The sequence below is a fragment of the Xanthobacter autotrophicus ATCC 700552 genome (assembly GCF_043194565.1).
Taxonomy (GTDB): Bacteria; Pseudomonadota; Alphaproteobacteria; order Rhizobiales; family Xanthobacteraceae; genus Xanthobacter; species Xanthobacter autotrophicus_F.
This window is the reverse complement of the sequence record NZ_JBAFVS010000001.1, coordinates 195,047-212,402: the sequence shown is the minus strand read 5'-3', so window position 1 is coordinate 212,402 and position 17,356 is coordinate 195,047. Positions and strand designations below refer to the sequence as shown.

Below are 17,356 nucleotides of genomic sequence, written 5' to 3'. Positions count from 1 at the left end.
AGATGGCGCCCCTCATCGAGCTGTCCGGCCTCAGCCGCGCCTATCCGGCCGGGGAGGGCACCATCACGGTGCTGCGGGACATCACCCTTTCCATCGCCGCTGGCGAGATGGTGGCCATCGTGGGGGCCTCGGGCTCCGGCAAGTCCACCCTCATGAACATCCTCGGCTGCCTCGACCGGCCGACCTCGGGGCATTATCGCATCGCCGGGCAGGAGACCTCCGACCTCGATGCGGATGCGCTGGCGGCGCTGCGCCGGGAGCATTTCGGCTTCATCTTCCAGCGTTATCACCTGCTCTCGGAATTGACCGCGCTGGGCAATGTGGAGATCCCGGCCGTCTATGCCGGAGCCGAGGCCGAGGCGCGGCGGACACGGGCGCACGCCCTTCTGGCGCGGCTCGGCATGGCGGATCGCACCACCCACCGGCCCGGCCAGCTCTCCGGCGGCCAGCAGCAGCGGGTCTCCATCGCCCGCGCCCTGATGAACGGCGCCCAGGTGATCCTCGCCGACGAGCCCACCGGCGCGCTGGACAGCAAGAGCGGGGCGGAGGTGCTGCGCATCCTCGACGAGCTTCATGCTGAGGGCCGCACCATCATCATCGTCACCCACGACATGAGCGTGGCCGAACGGGCGCAGCGCATCATCGAGATTTGCGACGGCGAGATCGTCGCCGACCGTCCCAGCCAGGACGGTCGGCGGCGGGAGGTCGCCCGCGCCGGTGCCGCGAGGGCTTCCCGTTCCGATCGCTTCGGGCGTCCATCGCCCGAGCGGGCGCCTGAATCGACGCGGGGGTCGGTCCAGGCGCCATCTTCCCGCGCCGCGCGCGCCACCGCCTATGCCGGGCGCCTGAAGGAGGCATTGCGCATGGCGCTCCTCGCCATGGCCGCCCACCGGCTGCGCACCTTCCTCACCATGCTGGGCATCATCATCGGCATCGCCTCGGTGGTGTGCGTGGTGGCGCTGGGGGAGGGCTCGCGCCAGCGGGTGCTCGCCGATATCTCGGGCCTCGGCACCAATACGCTGGAAATCTTCGCCGGCCGCAGCTTCGGCGATACCCGCTCCGGCCGCATCACCACCCTGGTGGTGGCCGACGCCGATGCGCTGGCCCGCCAGCCCTACGTGGCGGCGGTGACGCCCACCGTCTCCACCCAGAGCACGGTCCGGTTCGGCGCCATCGAGGCCAACGCGCTGGTGAACGGGGTGGGGCAGGGCTATTTCGCCGCCCGCGGCACCAAGCTCGCGCAGGGCCGGTTCTTCGACCGCGACCGCGAGCGTGCCCTCGCCCTCGATGCGGTGATCGACGCGAACACCCGCAACGCCCTGTTCAAGGATATGGACCCGATCGGGCAGGTGATGCTGGTGGGCAGCGTGTTCTGCCGCGTGGTGGGCGTCACCGCCCCGCAGCAGGGCGGGTTCGGCGGCAGCCAGAACCTTTCCATCTATCTGCCCTACACCACGGTGCAGGCGCGCTTTCTCGGCAGTTCGTCGCTGCGCTCCATCACCGTGCGGGTGGCCGACGACACCGACGTGGCCCTCGCCGAGCAGCAGGTGACACGCTTCCTCACCCAACGCCATGGCTCGAAGGACTTCTTCATCCTCAACACCGACGACATCCGCAAGACCATCACCGCCACCACCCAGACCATGACGGCGCTGATCGCGGCCATCGCCGTCATCTCGCTGCTGGTGGGCGGCATCGGGGTCATGAATATCATGCTGGTGTCGGTGTCCGAGCGGGTCGGCGAGATCGGCGTGCGCATGGCGGTGGGGGCGCGACAGGCCGACATTCTCCAGCAATTCCTCATCGAGGCGGTGCTGGTCTGCCTCGTGGGCGGCATCGCCGGCATCGCTCTGGCGCTCGGCTTCGGCGCGCTGTTCGCGCTGACGGGCTCCAATTTCCAGCTGGTCTATTCCGCCGCATCCATCGTCGCCGCCGTGGTGTGCGCGAGCCTGATCGGGGTTGCCTTCGGCTATCTGCCGGCGCGCAACGCCGCTCGGCTCGACCCGGTGGCGGCGCTGGCGCGCGACTAAAGCTGTTTCGAGTGAAGTGAAACCCGGTTCCCGTGAAGAAGTTGGGTGAGCGTAATAATATAGAGCATTTCAAATGAAGTGAATTTCGATCCGGGAAATCACAGTGCGGGCAACACCGAATATTGGGCGGCACAGCATTTGCTTTGTGATCTTGAAAGGCGAGCCGTTATGAACCGACCCACCGCCCCTTCCGCCGCTGCCCCCGCCGCTGCCCCCACCAAGCGCAGGGTGGATCGCGCGCGGCTGCGCCGCCTGCTCATGCGGGCTCTGGCGGTGGGCGGCATCGTCGGCCTTGGCCTGGTGCTGTGGCACTGGATTCCCCTGCATACGCGCATTGTCTGGAAGACCTACCGCGCGGCCCTGGTCACCGGCGCGCCGGTGCTGGCCATCGGCGACAGCATCACCTTCCAGTCCGCACCCTCCCATTTGTGCGGGGCCCGGGTGGTGAATGCCGGCATCCCGGGCGACCAGATCGACGACCTGCTGGCCCGCGCGCCCATGTTCGCCCGGCTGGCGACGCCCGGGCAATTGGTGGTGGCCATCGGCGTCAACGACGCCCGCACCGGGCACATGGACATCGCGACCTGGAGCGCCAAGTATCGCACCCTGCTGGGCTATTTCCCCAAGAGCGTGCTGGTGCTGGTGGAGATCAATCCGGTGGACCTCAGCCATCCGGGCTACCTGCCGGTGCACGACCGGGACTTCATCGCCGGCCAGAACGCCGCCATCCGCGCGCTGGCGCGGGAGACCGGCGCGCGCGTGGTGACCGCGCCGCCCACGTCCCCCACCATGGATGGGCTCCACCCCGACAAGGCCGGCGTGGTGCTGTGGCGGGAGCGGCTGGCGGCGGTCGCCTGCGCGGGGTGAGACCTGCCGGCCTGCCAGGCAGGGCCGGCGGCTCCGTGGCGGGCGGCACGGCGGGGTTTCGCGCAGCCCGGTCGCCGCGGCATGGCGCGGCGGGCCAAGCTTCGCAGGAGATGGGGTTCCGCTTTCGGGCCTGAGCCCCCTATAAGGGCGGCCAACCCGCGCGTGGGTGCGGCAGGTGACACGTCAGGAAGCCGATCCCCATGAGTTCCATTTTCGCGAGCTTCCTCGCCCTCGTCGCCATCTGCGGCGGCGCACTGGTCGGCCTGTGGCTTGCGCCCAAGCTGCCGGAGCATCACCTGAGCGGGGAGACGGGATCGGCCGTCTCCGTAGCCATGGCGGTGGTGGGCACGCTGGCGGCCCTGGTGCTGGGGCTGATGGTGAACAGTGCCTCGGCCTCCTTCAGCGCCCGCACCGCGGCCATCGAGACCCTCGCCAGCGACATCATCAAGCTGAACCGCGCGCTGCTGCGCTACGGGCCGGAGACGGCGGACATCCGCGACGCCCTCGGCACCTATGCCCGCAACAAGGCGGACGAGATTTCCAGGGTCAGCTCGGAGGCTGACGACGTGGGCATCACCACCCTCCACGAGCTGGAATCCATCGCCGATGCCGTGCTGCGGCTGGAGCCGAAGACTGATCGCGAGCGCAGCATCCAGGCTCGCGCCACCAGCCTCATCGAGAACATGACCGATGCCCGCTGGACGCTGGTGGAGAAGTCCCGGATGGTGATGCCCGCGCCGTTCCTGGAGATGCTGGTGGCGTGGCTGTCGCTTCTGTTCGCAAGCTTCGGCCTGTTCGCGCCCCGCAATGCCACCGTCATCGCCTTCCTGCTGCTGGGGGCCACTGCCATCGCCGGCTGCGTGTTCATCATCCTGGAACTGGGCTCGCCGTCCCAGGGGCTGATCCGGCCCTCGGCCGATCCCATCTACCGGGTGATCAAGGAACTCCAGATCACCACCACGCGCTCGGTCCACGCGCCGGCCTGAGCCGCGATCAGTGGTAGGGCGGCACCTAGGTAACGCTCGCTGCCCTTTTGGCGCCAAATCCTTCCGCAATGCAGCAAAAGGCCTTGAGCGGGCTCGCCTTTCACGCTTATCTCTGTGTGAGGGGCACGCTATGGACACGATCAGACACATCACTGTGATGCACCGCACCCCCGGCACGGGGAGGGCTTGAGCCATGCGATTGGTCTGCCTGCCCCATGCCGGCGCCTCGGCGGCACTGTTCCGGCCCTGGAAGGTCACGCTCTCCGGTATCGCCACCGTGGATAGTCCGGAGCTTCCGGGGCGCGGCACCCGCTACGGCGCGCCCTTCGCCACCGATATCGCGGTGCTGGCGGACGACATCGCCGACACGCTGGCGCACCGCACCGTGCCGCTGGTGCTCTACGGCCATTCCATGGGCGCGCTGCTCGCCTTCGAGGTGGCGCGATCCCTCGCCCGGCAGGGGTTGAGCGTCGCCGGGCTGGTGCTGTCGGGTCGTGCCGCGCCGCACCTTGATGGCCCGCCGCGCGCGCGCCACACCATGACCGACGCGGAACTGGTGGCTGAGCTGACCGCCATCGGCGGCACCTCCAAGGAGGTGCTGGCCCAGCCGGACCTGCTGGCCATGACCCTGCCCGCCGTGCGCGCCGACTTCCGCATGGTGGACACCTACGCCTTCAAGCCCGGGCCGGCGCTGCCGGTGCCGGCCGTCATCCTCGGCGGCTCGGAAGATGCGGCGACGCCGCCCGAGACCCTCCATGCCTGGAGCGAGCTGATCTCCGGCCCGCTGGCGGTGGAATTGTGGCCCGGCGGCCATTTCTTCGTGCGCGACCAGGAAGCGCGGCTGCTCGCCCTGCTCGGCAAGGTCATCCCCGCCTGGCGTACCGCCCGCGCGGCGGTGGTCTGAGCAGGATCGGCCCCGCCCTTGGATGCGCACCTCCTTGCCCCGTTGCGCACAGGATTGAAAACGTTTTCGGAGGTTGCCGGCCTGCCGGTGCCGACCCTCGACACCGGTGACAGTCTTGTGGTGCTGGCGCGGGCGGCGGACCTTGCCGCGCGGCCCGGCTTCGATTTCGCTCTGCCCGAGGCAGAGGAGGCGCGCATCGCCCGCGTCCTGAAGGCGGAGGACCGCGCCGTCCGCCGCGCCGCCTGGCAGCTTGCCCGCCTGATGCTTGGCGCCGTGCTGGGATGTGCGCCCTCCGCCGTGCCGGTGACGCGCGGGGTGAACGGTCGGCCCCATCTCGCGGGGGCGGGCGGGGGTCCTCGCGATCTGGATTTCAATGTCGCCCATTCCGGCGGGGCGGTGGCGGTGGGCGTTGCGCGCGGCGGGCGCATCGGCGTCGACGTGGAGGACCCGCGCCCGCTCGATGTGTGGACGGATATTGCCCGCGACATGTTCGATCCCGCCGATCAGGCGGCCTGGCGCGCGCTGCCGAAGGAGGCTCGCGCCGCCGCGGCCCTCGCCGTGTGGTGCGGCAAGGAAGCGGTGCTCAAGGCCACCGGCGAGGGCCTCGCCGGCGACCCGCGCACGGTGAAGCTGGTTGCGGCCGGCCGCCCGGCGCCCTTCCTGCGCGGGGAGCGGCGCCTGCTGGTGGGCGCCGGGACGATGTTCGCGCCCGCCGGCTTCGCCTATGCGGTGGAAAGCGATCGGCCGCCCGCGGTCTTCGTGTGCACGGCCGACGGCTGGCGCGCCGCCGGGACCTGAGGCCGACCGGCTGCGGCGGGGCGCCATGGCCGGCGCCTGAGCCTTGCGAGGCTGGATGCCTCCCTCCCGGGACGGGTCAAAGACCGGGGCCGTTGGGAGAGGCCTTGGTGAGGCGTTCCCGCTCGTCCCAGCCGCCCAACGCGTCGCTGGCCGGCGGAGCTTCGGCCCGCGGGGTTCCCGCGAGGCGCAGGGTGCGGTCGAGCAGCACTTCGTAGATGGGCTTGCCGCCCAGCGCCTCGGCCACGAGGTTGGAGGTGACGCAGGTCAGGATCACGGGAATGAGCAGGCCATAGGTGCCGGTCAGTTCAGCCACCAGCACCATGCCCACCAGCGGCGCCCGCACGGTTGCCGAGAACAGCCCGCCCATGGCGGCGATCCCGAACGCCGCCACCGCATCGGTCGGCAGTGGCACCACCAGCGCCAGCAGGGTCGCGAACAGCACCCCCACGGCGGTCGCCATCGCCAGGATCGGGGCGAAGATTCCGCCTGGAATTCCTGTTGAATAGCTTGCCATGGTCATGACGAAGCGGACGACGACGATGCCCGCCAGCGTCAGCGCCGGCAGGCCGAGGCCGGGCAGGGACACGGCCAGGGTCTCGCCGCCGAAGGTTGCTTCCGGCCGCAGCAGGATGAGCGGTCCCACTGCCGCTCCCACCAGCACCGGCAACAGATAGGGTGAGACGGAAAGCGCCAGCGCCCGCGCGCCATCCAGCGAGGCGACCAGCGCCCGGTTGAAGACGACGCCCACCGCCCCCAGCACCGCGCCCAGGACCAGGAAGGCGGGCAAAAGCAGGAGCGGCATATCCGGCACGGCGAGCTTCATGTCGGGGGCCGTGCCGCCGATGGCTTCAGCCATCACCGCGCTCGCCACCGAGCACAGGATGACGGCGCTATAGGTGCGCAGGCCATAGGGAAACTGGCGCCGCGTCTCCTCGATCACGAACAGGATGGCGGCCAGCGGCGCGTTGAAGGCCGCCGCGAGCCCTGCCGCGGCGCCGGCGGCCAGCAGGCCGCGCGTGTCCCGTGTGCCGAGGCCGACCGCGTCCGACAGGGCCTTGGTGATGGCCGCGCCCATGTGGATGGTCGGCCCTTCCCGCCCGGCCACGAGGCCCGAGCCCAGGGCCAGCGCGCCGCCCACGAACTTCACCGGCAGCACCCTTTTCCAGCGCACGGGCCGCAGGCCCTCCAGGGCGCCCTCGATTTCCTGCACGCCCGACCCCGCCGCCTCGGGCGCGAAAGCGCGCACCAGGGCCACCGCCGCCGCCGCCATCACCGCCGCCACCGCGGACATGGCGAGATAGAGCAAGGGGCCGTCGAGGTGGGAGCGCACGAGGTCCGGCCAACGGGACAGCCCGTCCACGACCATGTGGAAATACGCACCTACGGCGCCGACCACGAGGCCGGCCCCGGTGGCGAGGACATAATAGACGGCGTCGCGCGGCGTCCGGCGGGGGGCGGCAGGCACGGGTGGCGTCACGCAAGGACCTCGGCGGCCAGAGAGGGGGCGCAAGTGCCCCCCTACGCTTACCGGACGCGGGCCCGGCGGAGCAAGCCGCCCCCTGTCTCATATCAGCGGCCGATGAGCGTCACTCATCGGCCGCTGGCATCAGGTCGGCTGGAAACTCGGGGCGGTGGCCGGCCTCAGCGTGCGCGGCGCTTCCTCGCCAGAAAGGTGCAGCACCCGGTCGTGCAGGTCGGCGAGGGTGGAACGGTGGCCGATGGAAATGAAGGTGGCGTGCGGCAGCCTTTCATTCAGCAGGGCATAGAGCGCCGCCTCGGACGGCTCGTCGAGCGCCGAGGTGGCCTCGTCCAGCAGCAGCACGTCGGGGGCGTCGAGCAGCGCGCGGGCGATGGCGAGGCGCTGCTGTTCGCCCAGCGACAGTTCGTGCGGCCACAGGGCCTCCTCCTCCAGCCGACCGATGAGGGCGGGCAGGCCCACCGCGGTGAGGATCTCGGCGAGGTGTTCCTTCGGCACCATGTCCACCGGCCGCGGATAGGTGAGAGCGACGTCCAGCCGGCCCACGGGCACATAGGGCTTCTGCGGCAGCACCAGCAGGCGATGCTCCTCGGCCCGGTGCACCGTGCCCGATCCGAACGGCCAGATGCCGGCGATGGCACGCAGCAGCGTGGTCTTGCCGGCGCCGGACGGGCCGGTGATCAGCACCCGCTCGCCGCGGCCGATGGTGATCTCCCCGGTGCGGATGAGGGGGCCGCCGCCGGGCAGGCGCACGTCGAGGTCGCGCAGGGTGAGGCCGTGGGCGCCGGCCGCGCGCGTCGTGCCGAAGGCCGGCACGGTTGCGCCGGTGCGGGCCTTGGCGATGGCCGCCTCGAAGCCGGTGAGCCGGTGGACCACCGAGGTCCACTCGGCCAAAGTGACATAGCTGGAGATGAAGAAGGAAAAGGAGCCCTGCACCGAGGAAAAGGCGCTGGCCGTCTGCATCAATTGCCCGAGCTGGATCTGGCCGGCGAAGTAGGCGGGGGCCACCACCACGTATGGGAAGATGGTGGAGATCTGGTTGTAGCCGGCGGTGAACCAGGTGAGGCGCTTCTGCGCCTTCATGAGATCGACGAAATTGCCGAAGATGCGGGAGAAGCGGCCGTCGAGCTTGCGGTCTTCCGCCGGTGCGCCATCAAGCAGGGCGATCTGCTCGCCGTTCTCGCGCACCCGCACCAGATCGACGCGGAAATCGGCCTCGTAACGCTGCTGGTCGAAATTGAGCTTCACCAGCGGGCGGCCGATGACATGGGCGACGAGCGTGCCCACCGCCGCATAGATCAGCGCCGCGAAGAACAAATAGCCGGGAATATTGATCTCGTGTCCGAACAGCTTCAGCCCCAGCGGACCGGAGAGGTTCCACAGGATGATGCTGAAGGAGAACAGCGAGACGATGGTGCCCAGCAGCCCCACGCCCACCGCAATGGTGCGGTTGACGAACATCTGCACGTCCTCGGCGATGCGCTGGTCCGGATTGTCGGCGGCATCGCCCGACAGGCGCAGGCGGTAGTGCACGTCGTCGGAGAGCCAGGCGTCGAGATAGCGCTTGGTGAGCCAGCGCCGCCAGCGGATCTCCAGTCCCTGCTTGAGGTAGACCTGATACACCGCCACCACGATGGCGCCGGCGGCGAGGCCGCAGAAGACCAGGATCTGCGTCTTGAACGCCGGGAAGTCCTTGTCCTGGATGGCGTTGTAGAAGGCCACGTTCCACTCGTTGAGCAGCACGGTGGCGAACACCCAGGCCAGTTCGAGGGCGATGACGGCGGCGAGCAGGCCGATGGCGGTCCACCGCTCCTCGCTCCTGAAATAGGGCAAGGCGAGGCGGCGGATGTCGCCGATGAGGGTGAATAACGCGCGCACGACGGACCTCACATGACACGAAGCGCGCGCAGCTTTGCCGGCTGCCGCATGACCGCACCATGGCCGCCGCATGAACGATTGGAAAGGTGCCGAAGGGGAAGAGTGCACGAGGCAGTGGCGAGCAGGCGCGGCGTTACAGACAGGATTGATCAATCTGTCTGTAACCTGTAGCGTTACAGACAGGATCTGGAAAAATGTCTGTAACGCTGAAGCCCATTCCCCTGCCGCTCCGGACGCTCTATGCGGATCTGGTGCAGCAGGTCCATGCCGTGGTCGAGCGGTCAGCCTCGCTGTATATGCGCGAGATCAAGGGTGTCCGCTATATCTATGCCAAGCGCCCCGTTGGTGCGACCCGGCGGGATCTGTTCATCGGCCGGGACGGCGATCTGGCAGCCATTGATCGCGCTCTGTTGATCGAGCAGGAAAATGACGCCGCGCGTGCGCGCAGCACCCTGGTTTCAACGCTGCGCCGGGCCGGCATTCCATCGCCCATCACCGCCCTCGCGCAGGTCCTCGACGCCCTTGAGGACGCAGGATTGCTTCGGCAGGCGGTGGTGGTCGGGACAGCGGCCTATCAATGCTATTCCGCCCCGGTGGGTCATATGCTGCCCGCCTCTGCTATGACGACACAAGACGCAGACCTTGCCACCGCAAGCCTCGCCATCAGCGCCGTCGAGGCGGGCGAGACGCTGGAGACCATCCTGAAGCGGGCCGACCCCACCTTCCGGCCGCTGCCGGGGCTCGACCGCACGGCGCCGCCCTCCCATTTTCGCTCCGCGTCCGGCTTCGTGGTCGACCTGTTGACGCCGCAGCGCCGCCGCAGCGACCCCAACCCGATGCCGCTTCCGGCGCTGGCGGCAGGCGCGGCGCCGCTCCAGCACCTCGACTGGCTGATCGAGGATCCCATGGAGGCCGCGGTGCTTTACCGTTCCGGCATCGGCGTGCGTATTCCACAACCCGCGCGCTTTGCCGTTCACAAGCTCATCATCGCCCAGAAGCGCGGCGGCGACACCGCCAAGCGCGCCAAGGATCTGCTGCAGGCGCAGGCCCTGATCGCGGCGCTGAAGGCCTCCGACCCGTTCGCCCTGTCCGACGCTTTCGAAGACGCCTGCGCACAAGGCGCCACCGGCTGGAAGCGCCCGGCGGAGCGCTCCCTGGCCGAGATCGGCCTCACGCCGGATGCGATCCTGGGCTGAGGCGGGCTCAGGCCTTCTTCACGAACTCCGTGCGCAGCACCAGGCCCTTCACCTTGTCGACCTTGCAGTCGATCTCCTCCGGGTCTTCGGTGAGGCGGATGCCCTTCACCAGCGTGCCCCGCTTCAAGGTGACGGACGTGCCCTTCACCTTGAGGTCCTTGATGAGGGTGACGTTGTCGCCATCCTTCAGGATGGCGCCGTTCGCGTCCTTCACGTCCACTCAGACCTCCTTGGCCATCTCGCGCAGCCGGAACTTCTGGATCTTGCCGGTCGACGTCTTCGGGATCTCCTCGAAGACGATGTGGCGCGGGCACTTATAAGCCGCCAGATGGGTCCGGCAATGGGCGATCAGCTCCTCCGCCGTCGCGCTCGCGCCCTCGCGCAGTTCCACGAAGGCGACCGGCGTCTCGCCCCACTTCTCGTCGGGCTTGGCCACCACCGCCGCCGCGCTCACCGCCGGGTGCTTGTAGAGGGCGTCCTCCACCTCGATGGACGAGATATTCTCGCCGCCCGAGATGATGATGTCCTTGGAGCGGTCCTTGAGCTGGATGTAGCCATCGGGATGCTTCACCCCGAGGTCGCCGGAATGGAACCAGCCGCCGGCGAAGGCGGCGTCGGTGGCCGTGGGATTCTTGAGGTAGCCCTTCATCACCACGTTGCCGCGGAACATGACCTCGCCCAGGGTCTCGCCGTCGGCGGGCACCGGGACCATGGTGTCGGGATCCAGCACGTCGAGGGCTTCGAGCGCGCCGTAGCGCACGCCCTGGCGCGACTTCTTCATGGCGCGCTCGCCGGCGGGCAGGGCGTCCCATTCGGCATGCCACTCGTTGACCACGGAGGGGCCGTAGACCTCGGTGAGGCCGTAGACATGGACCACGTTGAAGCCCGCCTCCTGCATGGCGGCAAGCACCGCCTCCGGCGGCGGGGCGGCGGCGGTGATGAACTCCACCTTGTGGGGCAGGGCCCGCTTGTCCGCTTCCGGCGTGTTGAGCAGGGTGGACATGACGATGGGGGCGCCGCACATGTGCGTCACCTTGTGGTCGGCGATGGCATCGAAGATGGGCTTGGCGCGCACCTGCCGCAGGCACACATGGGTGCCGGCCGCCAGCGTGATGGACCAGGGGAAGCACCAGCCGTTGCAGTGGAACATGGGCAGCGTCCACAGATAGACCGGATGCTTGCCGAGGCTGCAGGTGACCACGTTGCCCACCGCGAGCAGGTGCGCGCCGCGATGGTGGTAGACCACGCCCTTGGGATCGCCGGTGGTGCCCGAGGTATAGTTGAGGGCGATGGAGTCCCACTCGTCGTCCGGCATCTTCCAGGCGAAGTCGGCGTCGCCGGTGGCGAGGAAGTCCTCGTATTCGATGGTCCCGACGCGCTCGCCCTGGCCGGTGAATTCCGGGTCGTCATAGTCGATGACCACGGGCTTCTTGCTCGCCATGGCCAGCGCCGCCTTCATCACCGGGGAGAATTCCCGGTCGGTGATGAGCACCTTGGCCTCCCCGTGGTCGAGGGTGAAGGCGAGGATGGCGGCGTCGAGGCGGGTGTTGAGGGAGTTCAGGATCGCGCCCGTCATGGGCACGCCGTAGTGCGCCTCCAGCATGGCCGGGGCGTTGGGCAGCATCACCGCGACGGTGTCGCCCTTGCCCACGCCGAGCTTGGCGAGGGCCGAGGCGAGCCGCCGGCTGCGGGCGTAGAAATCGCGATAATTGCGGCGTAGTGCGCCGTGGATGATGGCCGTGTGGTCCGGGAACACGCTGGCGGCCCGCTCCAGGAAGCCGAGCGGCGTCAGCGGCTGGAAGTTCGCGGGATTGCGGTCGAGATGCAGGTCATAGATGCCGCCGGCCATCGGTCCCCCCTTGGTGCACGCTTCTGGGGCGCGGCCTTGTGGGCGCGCCGGAATTCGGGTCGTATTCGGGTCGCGACCGTAGCCGAGGCGGGCAATCAGGCGCAATCTCGCCAAAGCGCGACGAAAGTCTCACCGCCGGGTGCGGCTCAGTCCTGAGCGTCCCGCGCCGCCGATCTGGTCAATTTATTGAACCGCCTTCGTGGGGCGGTTCAAGATCTTTCCCGACCAAGGTCTTACGCATTTGTGCGAACTTGCGTCGTGGATAGGCGACCGGCAGTAACCTCCACCAACAAGAGGGTCGAATGGGAGGCGTCCATGTCCGAGGTCGGAACGAGCGGATACGCTGAAACCTATGCCAGCTGGCGTGCGGATCCTTCCGCCTTCTGGGGTGCGGCGGCGAAATCCCTGGAGTGGTCCAGGGCGCCGGAGAAGATCTTCGACCCCGAGGCCGGCGTCTATGGCCGCTGGTTCCCGGATGCCGTGGGCAATATCTGCCACAACGCCCTCGACCGCCACGTGGCGGCCGGCCGTGGCGACCAGGCGGCGCTGATCTACGACAGCCCCGTCACCGGCGCCAAGCGCACCCTGACCTATGGCGAGATGCTGAAAGAGGTGAGCACGCTGGGTGCGGTGCTGCAGGACCTCGGCGTCGGCAAGGGCGACCGGGTGCTGGTCTACATGCCCATGGTGCCCGAGGCCATCGCCGCCATGCTCGCCTGCGCCCGCATCGGCGCCATTCATTCGGTGGTGTTCGGCGGGTTCGCGGCAAAGGAGCTGGCCACCCGCATCGAGGACGCCGAGCCGAAGGTGATCCTCGCCGCCTCCTGCGGCATCGAGCCCAACCGCGTGGTGGCCTACAAGCCGCTGCTCGACCTTGCCATCTCCATGTCGGCGGTGAAGCCGGAGCGCTGCCTCGTGCTCCAGCGTCCCGAGGGGCCGGGCGCCCTGACCGAGGGCCGCGACCTCGACTGGGCCGCGACCTGCGCGGCGGCGGCCGATGCCGGCAAGCACGCGCCCTGCGCGGACATGGCGGCCACCGATCCGCTCTACATCCTCTACACCTCCGGGACGACCGGTAAGCCGAAGGGCGTCGTGCGCGACATCGGCGGCTACATGGTGGCCCTCGACTGGAGCATGAAGAACCTCTACGGCATCGCGCCGGGCGAGGTGTTCTGGACCGCCTCCGACATCGGCTGGGTGGTGGGCCATTCCTACATCGTCTACGGGCCGCTGATCCACGGCGCGACCACCCTCGTCTATGAGGGCAAGCCGGTGGGCACGCCGGACCCCGGCGCCTTCTGGCGGGTGATCGAGGAGCACAAGGTGGTGGCCCTGTTCACCGCGCCCACCGCCCTGCGCGCCATCAAGAAGGAGGACCCCGACGGCCTCCTGAAGCAGGGCCGCGACCTCTCCCATTTCCGCACCCTGTTCCTGGCCGGCGAGCGCGCCGATCCCGATACGGTGATCTGGGCGCAGCAGCAGCTGAAGGTGCCGGTGGTGGACCATTGGTGGCAGACCGAGACCGGCTGGGCCATCGCCGCCAATCCGGTGGGCCTCGGCCTGTTGCCCACCAAGCTCGGCTCGCCCACTGTGCCCATGCCGGGCTATGACATCGCCATCGTGGACGAGGCCGCCAAGCCGGTGCCGGCGGGCACCATGGGGTCCATCGTGGTGAAGCTTCCGCTGCCGCCCGGCTGCCTGCCGACCCTGTGGCAGCAGGACGACCGCTTCGCCGAGGGTTACCTCGCCGACTTCCCGGGCTTCTACAAGACCTCCGACGCCGGCTTCCTCGACGACGACGGCTATGTCTTCGTCATGGGCCGTACCGACGACATCATCAATGTTGCCGGCCATCGCCTGTCCACCGGCGGCATGGAGGAGGTGCTGGCCTCCCATCCGGACGTGGCCGAATGCGCGGTCATCGGCGTCAAGGACGAGCTGAAGGGCGAGGTGCCCTGCGGCTTCGTGGTGCTCAAGGCCGGCGAGCGCCGCGCCCCCGACGTGATCGAGAAGGAACTGGTGGGCCTCGTGCGCGACCGCATCGGCCCGGTGGCTGCGTTCAAGCTCGCGGTGACGGTGAACCGCCTGCCCAAGACGCGCTCGGGCAAGATCCTGCGCGGCACCATGAAGAAGATCGCCGATCACGACGAATGGTCGGTTCCCGCCACCATCGACGACGCCGGCGTGCTCGAGGAGATCGAGGACGTGCTGAAGGCGCGCGGCATCGCCTGATTTGGCATCGCCTGATCCGGCATCGCCGGACCCGGCATTCCTGAAGCTGCCGGGGCCGATGCCCCGGTGGCGCTCAGCGTGAGAGGCTGCCGCCGCGGAACGGCTCGAAGCAGCTATAGCCGATGAAGCACTGGGGATTGTCCTTCGTCGGCACCCATTCCGGCCTTGTGTCCTGGTCGTAGAGGCAGAAGCTCCGGTCGCGCACATAGCGATCGTAGAGCGTGCGGGAGGTGGCCAGCACGGCCGACCCACGCGTGGTGATGAGCGCGGCCGCCTCGGCGCACGTCATGGTGATGCTCGGGGTCTGCGCGAGCGCCCGCCCGGTGCCGGCCAAAAGCGCGACGCCTGTGAGCAGCCCGGGACCGGCCAGCAATGCGAAGGTGCCGAGGGCGAGGGACACTCTTTTCATCATCGACCCTTCCGTTGGACCGTCCGTCGGGCTGCCCCTCTACGTGGTGCGGGCCGGGCCGATCCTCAAGGGCGCCCGAGCCATGGCGCGACACCCTGCGGAGCGATTCCCGCAGCGGGGCCTCACCGGCCCAGGTTGTTGTCGCGGCTCGGCACGTAGCACGTATAGCCGATGAAGCACTGCGGGTTGTCCCGCGTCTTCACCCACTCCGCCTTGAGCTGCTCGGCGCCCGAACAGAAGCGAATCTCCCGGACATAGCGGTCGTAGATGTTGGGGCCGGTGCCGAGCACGATGGCTCCGCTCGCATTCACCAGGGCGGCGGCCTCTTGGCAGGACAGGGTGAGGGAATCGGGCCGCGCCTGGGCCTGGATCGGGCTTGCGGCCAGGGCCGTGATGAGTGGCAGGGCCAACCTGCGCGAGACTCGGATAAGTTGCATGGCAAGACTCCTCCTTGGGGATCGTCCCAGCTCGAATCGCAGTTTCGCGGCGCGTACCTGAATGGGGGCTGAAGGCACTGTGTTTACGTTCTTTTTACCGTTTGAGCATGGGACCGGCGGCTTGGCGGCGCGGAAGTTCTGCAATGGCAGCTAAAAGGCGGTAACCCAATATGATTCCGGCGATTGGTTGTGCTGATTTGGGTCCAGTGTGGCAGGAATGTAACGGCATTCCGTGCGGGCCTCTGCTAGATAGGTGCCACTGGACGAAGCGTCTCGTGTCTTACGTCTGTGACGACAACGAATTTGCGTAACACCCAACAAGGGGGTTGGTCATGAAGAAGTTCCTTCTCGCCACTGTCGCGCTGGCGGCGCTTTCGGCTCCGGCCATGGCTGCTGACCTGGCGACGAAGTATCCCGTCAAGGCGGTCGCCGTCGTGCCGGTGTTCTCCTGGACCGGTTTCTACATCGGCGCCAACGCCGGCTACGGCGGTGACAAGTTCACCTTCGACGAGGCCGAGTTCGACCCGTACTACGAATCCGTCCACTACGCCTATTCCAACTCGATCAACTCTTCCGGCTTCTTTGCCGGTGGTCAGATCGGCTACAACTACCAGTTCGCCAACAACGTCGTGATCGGCGTCGAGACCGATCTGCAGTGGTCGGGCATCGAGGGCAAGTACAGCTACAACGAGACCGACGTCCTGCACCCGTACACCTACGGCTCCAACTACGGCGCCTCGGTTGACTACTTCGGCACCATCCGTGCTCGCCTCGGCTACGCCTTCGACCGGTTCCTGCCCTACATCACCGGTGGTGCGGCCTACGGCAAGACCAAGCTGTCTTACAGCGCGTTTGAATCTGACGGCTACGCCTGGGGTGCTTCCGCTTCCTCGACGAACTGGGGTTGGACCGTCGGCGGTGGTGTCGAGTATGCCATCACCAACAACTGGACGTTCAAGACCGAATATCTGTACGTCGATCTCGGTAGCACCGACTACAGCTACGCCACTGGCTACTACAGCGACTATCTGGTCACCGGCTCCGTGGACACCAAGTTCCACACCCTCAAGGCCGGCGTGAACTACAAGTTCTGATCGAAGCTTCGCTTCGTCGGGAAAGCCCGCTGCTTCGGCAGCGGGCTTTTTTATTGTTTGCCGCTGGTGGCGCGCCTCGGCGACCCTCTGCTTTCGCTGCCACGGGCGGTGCAGCCCGCCCCCGAAGGGCGTTCGGGGCATGCGCGTATCCATACCTCTTGAGTTTCCGGGCGGATTCTCCGATCAGGTGGATTGAACCCCGATCGCATCCGCTCCAGAAGGCCTGAGACCTTCCGCTCGACGTCGTGAGGCTTGGATCATGAGTGAGGACATCGCTTTCAACCGCGCGTTCGACGCGCCACCCGGCCGGGTGGATGAGGTGTCCCCCCTGGTGCGCCGGATCGTGGCGCCCAATCCCTCCCCCTTCACCTTCACCGGCACCTGCAGCTACATCATCGGCCGCGGGCAGGTGGCGATCCTTGATCCCGGTCCGGATGATCCCGCCCATATCGCGGCTCTGCTGGACGCCGTGCGCCACGAGACGGTGACGCATGTCTTCGTGACCCACACCCATCGCGACCACTCTCCCGCCGCGCGCGCGGTGGTGGCGGCAACCGGAGCGGTGACGCTGGGGGAGGGGCCCCATCGTGCCGCCCGCCCCCTTGCCATCGGCGAGGTCAATCCGCTCGATGCCAGTGCCGACACCGACTTCTCCCCTGATATCAGGCTGGGGGAGGGCGACACGGTCGCGGGTCCGGGCTGGACCCTGACGGCCCTGTTGACCCCTGGACATTGCGCCAACCACCTCGCCTTCGCCCTGAGGGAAGACGACCTGCTGTTTTCCGGCGACCATGTGATGGGCTGGGCCACCTCCATTGTCGCGCCGCCGGACGGCTCCATGGGCGACTATATCCGCTCCCTCGAAATGCTCGGGCGGCGGGAGGAGCGCATCTATCTCCCCGGCCACGGCGGCCCGGTCACCGATGCGCCCGACTTCGTGCGCACCTATCTGGCCCATCGCCTGGCCCGTGAGGCGGCGATCCTGCGCGCCCTCGACCGGGAGGTGGAGACCATCCCCGATCTGGTGCGCGGCATCTATATCGGGCTTGATCCGCGCCTGGTGGGCGCGGCATCCCTCACCGTACTGGCGCACCTGGAGCATCTGGTGTCGAGCGGCCGCGTGGCGACCGATGGCCCGGTTGCGGCCATCACCGGGCGATTCCGGCGTGCGGCCTGACGCCGGCCGAACCGGGACCAGC

The 17,356-nt window shown here is 68.3% G+C and carries 15 protein-coding genes; 9 read left to right on the top strand and 6 right to left on the bottom strand.

Annotated features, from left to right (window positions below):
* The first annotated feature begins 2 nt into the window (after positions 1-2).
* From V5F48_RS01050 to V5F48_RS01030, 5 genes are all read left to right on the top strand, one after another.
* The gene (locus tag V5F48_RS01050) at positions 3-2,030 is read left to right on the top strand and encodes a MacB family efflux pump subunit (protein ID WP_394039202.1); all 2,028 of its coding nucleotides are present in this window, start codon (positions 3-5) and stop codon (positions 2,028-2,030) included.
* Positions 2,031-2,198: 168 nt separating this feature from the next.
* Positions 2,199-2,897 carry an SGNH/GDSL hydrolase family protein gene (locus tag V5F48_RS01045; protein WP_394039200.1) on the top strand — a complete coding sequence of 233 codons (699 nt, stop codon included), beginning with the start codon at positions 2,199-2,201 and terminating at the stop codon, positions 2,895-2,897.
* A 200-nt stretch (positions 2,898-3,097) separates the two neighbouring features.
* Entirely contained in the window at positions 3,098-3,883 is a 786-nt protein-coding gene (locus V5F48_RS01040; RefSeq protein ID WP_394039198.1) for a bestrophin-like domain, read from the top strand.
* A gap of 193 nt (positions 3,884-4,076) precedes the next feature.
* Positions 4,077-4,787: a thioesterase II family protein gene (locus tag V5F48_RS01035; RefSeq protein ID WP_394039196.1), complete on the top strand. Its 711-nt coding sequence runs from the start codon at positions 4,077-4,079 to the stop codon at positions 4,785-4,787.
* A 54-nt stretch (positions 4,788-4,841) separates the two neighbouring features.
* Positions 4,842-5,585, top strand: coding sequence for a 4'-phosphopantetheinyl transferase family protein (locus V5F48_RS01030; protein ID WP_394039194.1), 744 nt, complete (start codon positions 4,842-4,844; stop codon positions 5,583-5,585).
* Positions 5,586-5,661: 76 nt separating this feature from the next.
* On the opposite strand, the gene clcA is transcribed toward V5F48_RS01030, so the two are convergent.
* Entirely contained in the window at positions 5,662-7,062 is a 1,401-nt protein-coding gene (gene clcA / locus V5F48_RS01025) for a H(+)/Cl(-) exchange transporter ClcA (protein ID WP_394039192.1), read from the bottom strand.
* Positions 7,063-7,191: 129 nt separating this feature from the next.
* Positions 7,192-8,940, bottom strand: coding sequence for an ABC transporter ATP-binding protein/permease (locus V5F48_RS01020; RefSeq protein ID WP_394039190.1), 1,749 nt, complete (start codon positions 8,938-8,940; stop codon positions 7,192-7,194).
* 194 nt (positions 8,941-9,134) lie between these two features.
* On the opposite strand from V5F48_RS01020, the gene V5F48_RS01015 reads away from it, so the two are divergent.
* Complete coding sequence (locus tag V5F48_RS01015; RefSeq protein ID WP_394039188.1) at positions 9,135-10,136, top strand: GSU2403 family nucleotidyltransferase fold protein; 1,002 nt, start codon at positions 9,135-9,137, stop codon at positions 10,134-10,136.
* A 7-nt stretch (positions 10,137-10,143) separates the two neighbouring features.
* Here the strand turns inward: V5F48_RS01015 and V5F48_RS01010 are convergent, their stop codons facing one another.
* Positions 10,144-10,356 (bottom strand): alkylphosphonate utilization protein, encoded by a 213-nt coding sequence (locus V5F48_RS01010; RefSeq protein ID WP_394039186.1) that lies wholly within the window; start codon positions 10,354-10,356, stop codon positions 10,144-10,146.
* Positions 10,357-11,985, bottom strand: a complete 1,629-nt coding sequence (locus V5F48_RS01005; RefSeq protein ID WP_394039184.1) for an acyl-CoA synthetase — start codon at positions 11,983-11,985, stop codon at positions 10,357-10,359.
* Positions 11,986-12,300: 315 nt separating this feature from the next.
* Here V5F48_RS01005 and V5F48_RS01000 point away from each other — a divergent pair, with 315 nt between their 5' ends.
* Positions 12,301-14,217, top strand: coding sequence for a propionyl-CoA synthetase (locus V5F48_RS01000; RefSeq protein ID WP_394039182.1), 1,917 nt, complete (start codon positions 12,301-12,303; stop codon positions 14,215-14,217).
* Positions 14,218-14,290: 73 nt separating this feature from the next.
* Here the strand turns inward: V5F48_RS01000 and V5F48_RS00995 are convergent, their stop codons facing one another.
* Positions 14,291-14,629: a hypothetical protein gene (locus V5F48_RS00995; protein ID WP_394039180.1), complete on the bottom strand. Its 339-nt coding sequence runs from the start codon at positions 14,627-14,629 to the stop codon at positions 14,291-14,293.
* Between the two features lie 119 nt (positions 14,630-14,748).
* The gene (locus V5F48_RS00990; RefSeq protein WP_394039178.1) at positions 14,749-15,063 is read right to left on the bottom strand and encodes a hypothetical protein; all 315 of its coding nucleotides are present in this window, start codon (positions 15,061-15,063) and stop codon (positions 14,749-14,751) included.
* 332 nt (positions 15,064-15,395) lie between these two features.
* On the opposite strand from V5F48_RS00990, the gene V5F48_RS00985 reads away from it, so the two are divergent.
* Both V5F48_RS00985 and V5F48_RS00980 read left to right on the top strand, forming a co-directional pair.
* Positions 15,396-16,157, top strand: coding sequence for an outer membrane protein (locus V5F48_RS00985; RefSeq protein WP_394039176.1), 762 nt, complete (start codon positions 15,396-15,398; stop codon positions 16,155-16,157).
* 259 nt (positions 16,158-16,416) lie between these two features.
* A complete protein-coding gene (locus V5F48_RS00980; RefSeq protein WP_394039174.1) occupies positions 16,417-17,334 on the top strand; it encodes an MBL fold metallo-hydrolase in 918 nt (305 codons plus the stop codon).
* The last annotated feature ends 22 nt before the right edge of the window (positions 17,335-17,356 follow it).

Bases quoted from the DNA above. Each gene is read 5' to 3' on its own strand.
- V5F48_RS01005 (WP_394039184.1), bottom strand. From the start codon at position 11,985: ATGGCCGGCGGCATCTATGACCTGCATCTCGACCGCAATCCCGCGAAC.
- V5F48_RS00990 (WP_394039178.1), bottom strand. From the start codon at position 15,063: ATGCAACTTATCCGAGTCTCGCGCAGGTTGGCCCTGCCACTCATCACG.
- V5F48_RS01045 (WP_394039200.1), top strand. From the start codon at position 2,199: ATGAACCGACCCACCGCCCCTTCCGCCGCTGCCCCCGCCGCTGCCCCC.
- V5F48_RS01035 (WP_394039196.1), top strand. From the start codon at position 4,077: ATGCGATTGGTCTGCCTGCCCCATGCCGGCGCCTCGGCGGCACTGTTC.
- V5F48_RS00980 (WP_394039174.1), top strand. From the start codon at position 16,417: ATGAGTGAGGACATCGCTTTCAACCGCGCGTTCGACGCGCCACCCGGC.
- V5F48_RS00985 (WP_394039176.1), top strand. From the start codon at position 15,396: ATGAAGAAGTTCCTTCTCGCCACTGTCGCGCTGGCGGCGCTTTCGGCT.
- V5F48_RS00995 (WP_394039180.1), bottom strand. From the start codon at position 14,629: ATGATGAAAAGAGTGTCCCTCGCCCTCGGCACCTTCGCATTGCTGGCC.
- V5F48_RS01000 (WP_394039182.1), top strand. From the start codon at position 12,301: ATGTCCGAGGTCGGAACGAGCGGATACGCTGAAACCTATGCCAGCTGG.
- V5F48_RS01050 (WP_394039202.1), top strand. From the start codon at position 3: ATGGCGCCCCTCATCGAGCTGTCCGGCCTCAGCCGCGCCTATCCGGCC.
- V5F48_RS01040 (WP_394039198.1), top strand. From the start codon at position 3,098: ATGAGTTCCATTTTCGCGAGCTTCCTCGCCCTCGTCGCCATCTGCGGC.
- V5F48_RS01015 (WP_394039188.1), top strand. From the start codon at position 9,135: ATGTCTGTAACGCTGAAGCCCATTCCCCTGCCGCTCCGGACGCTCTAT.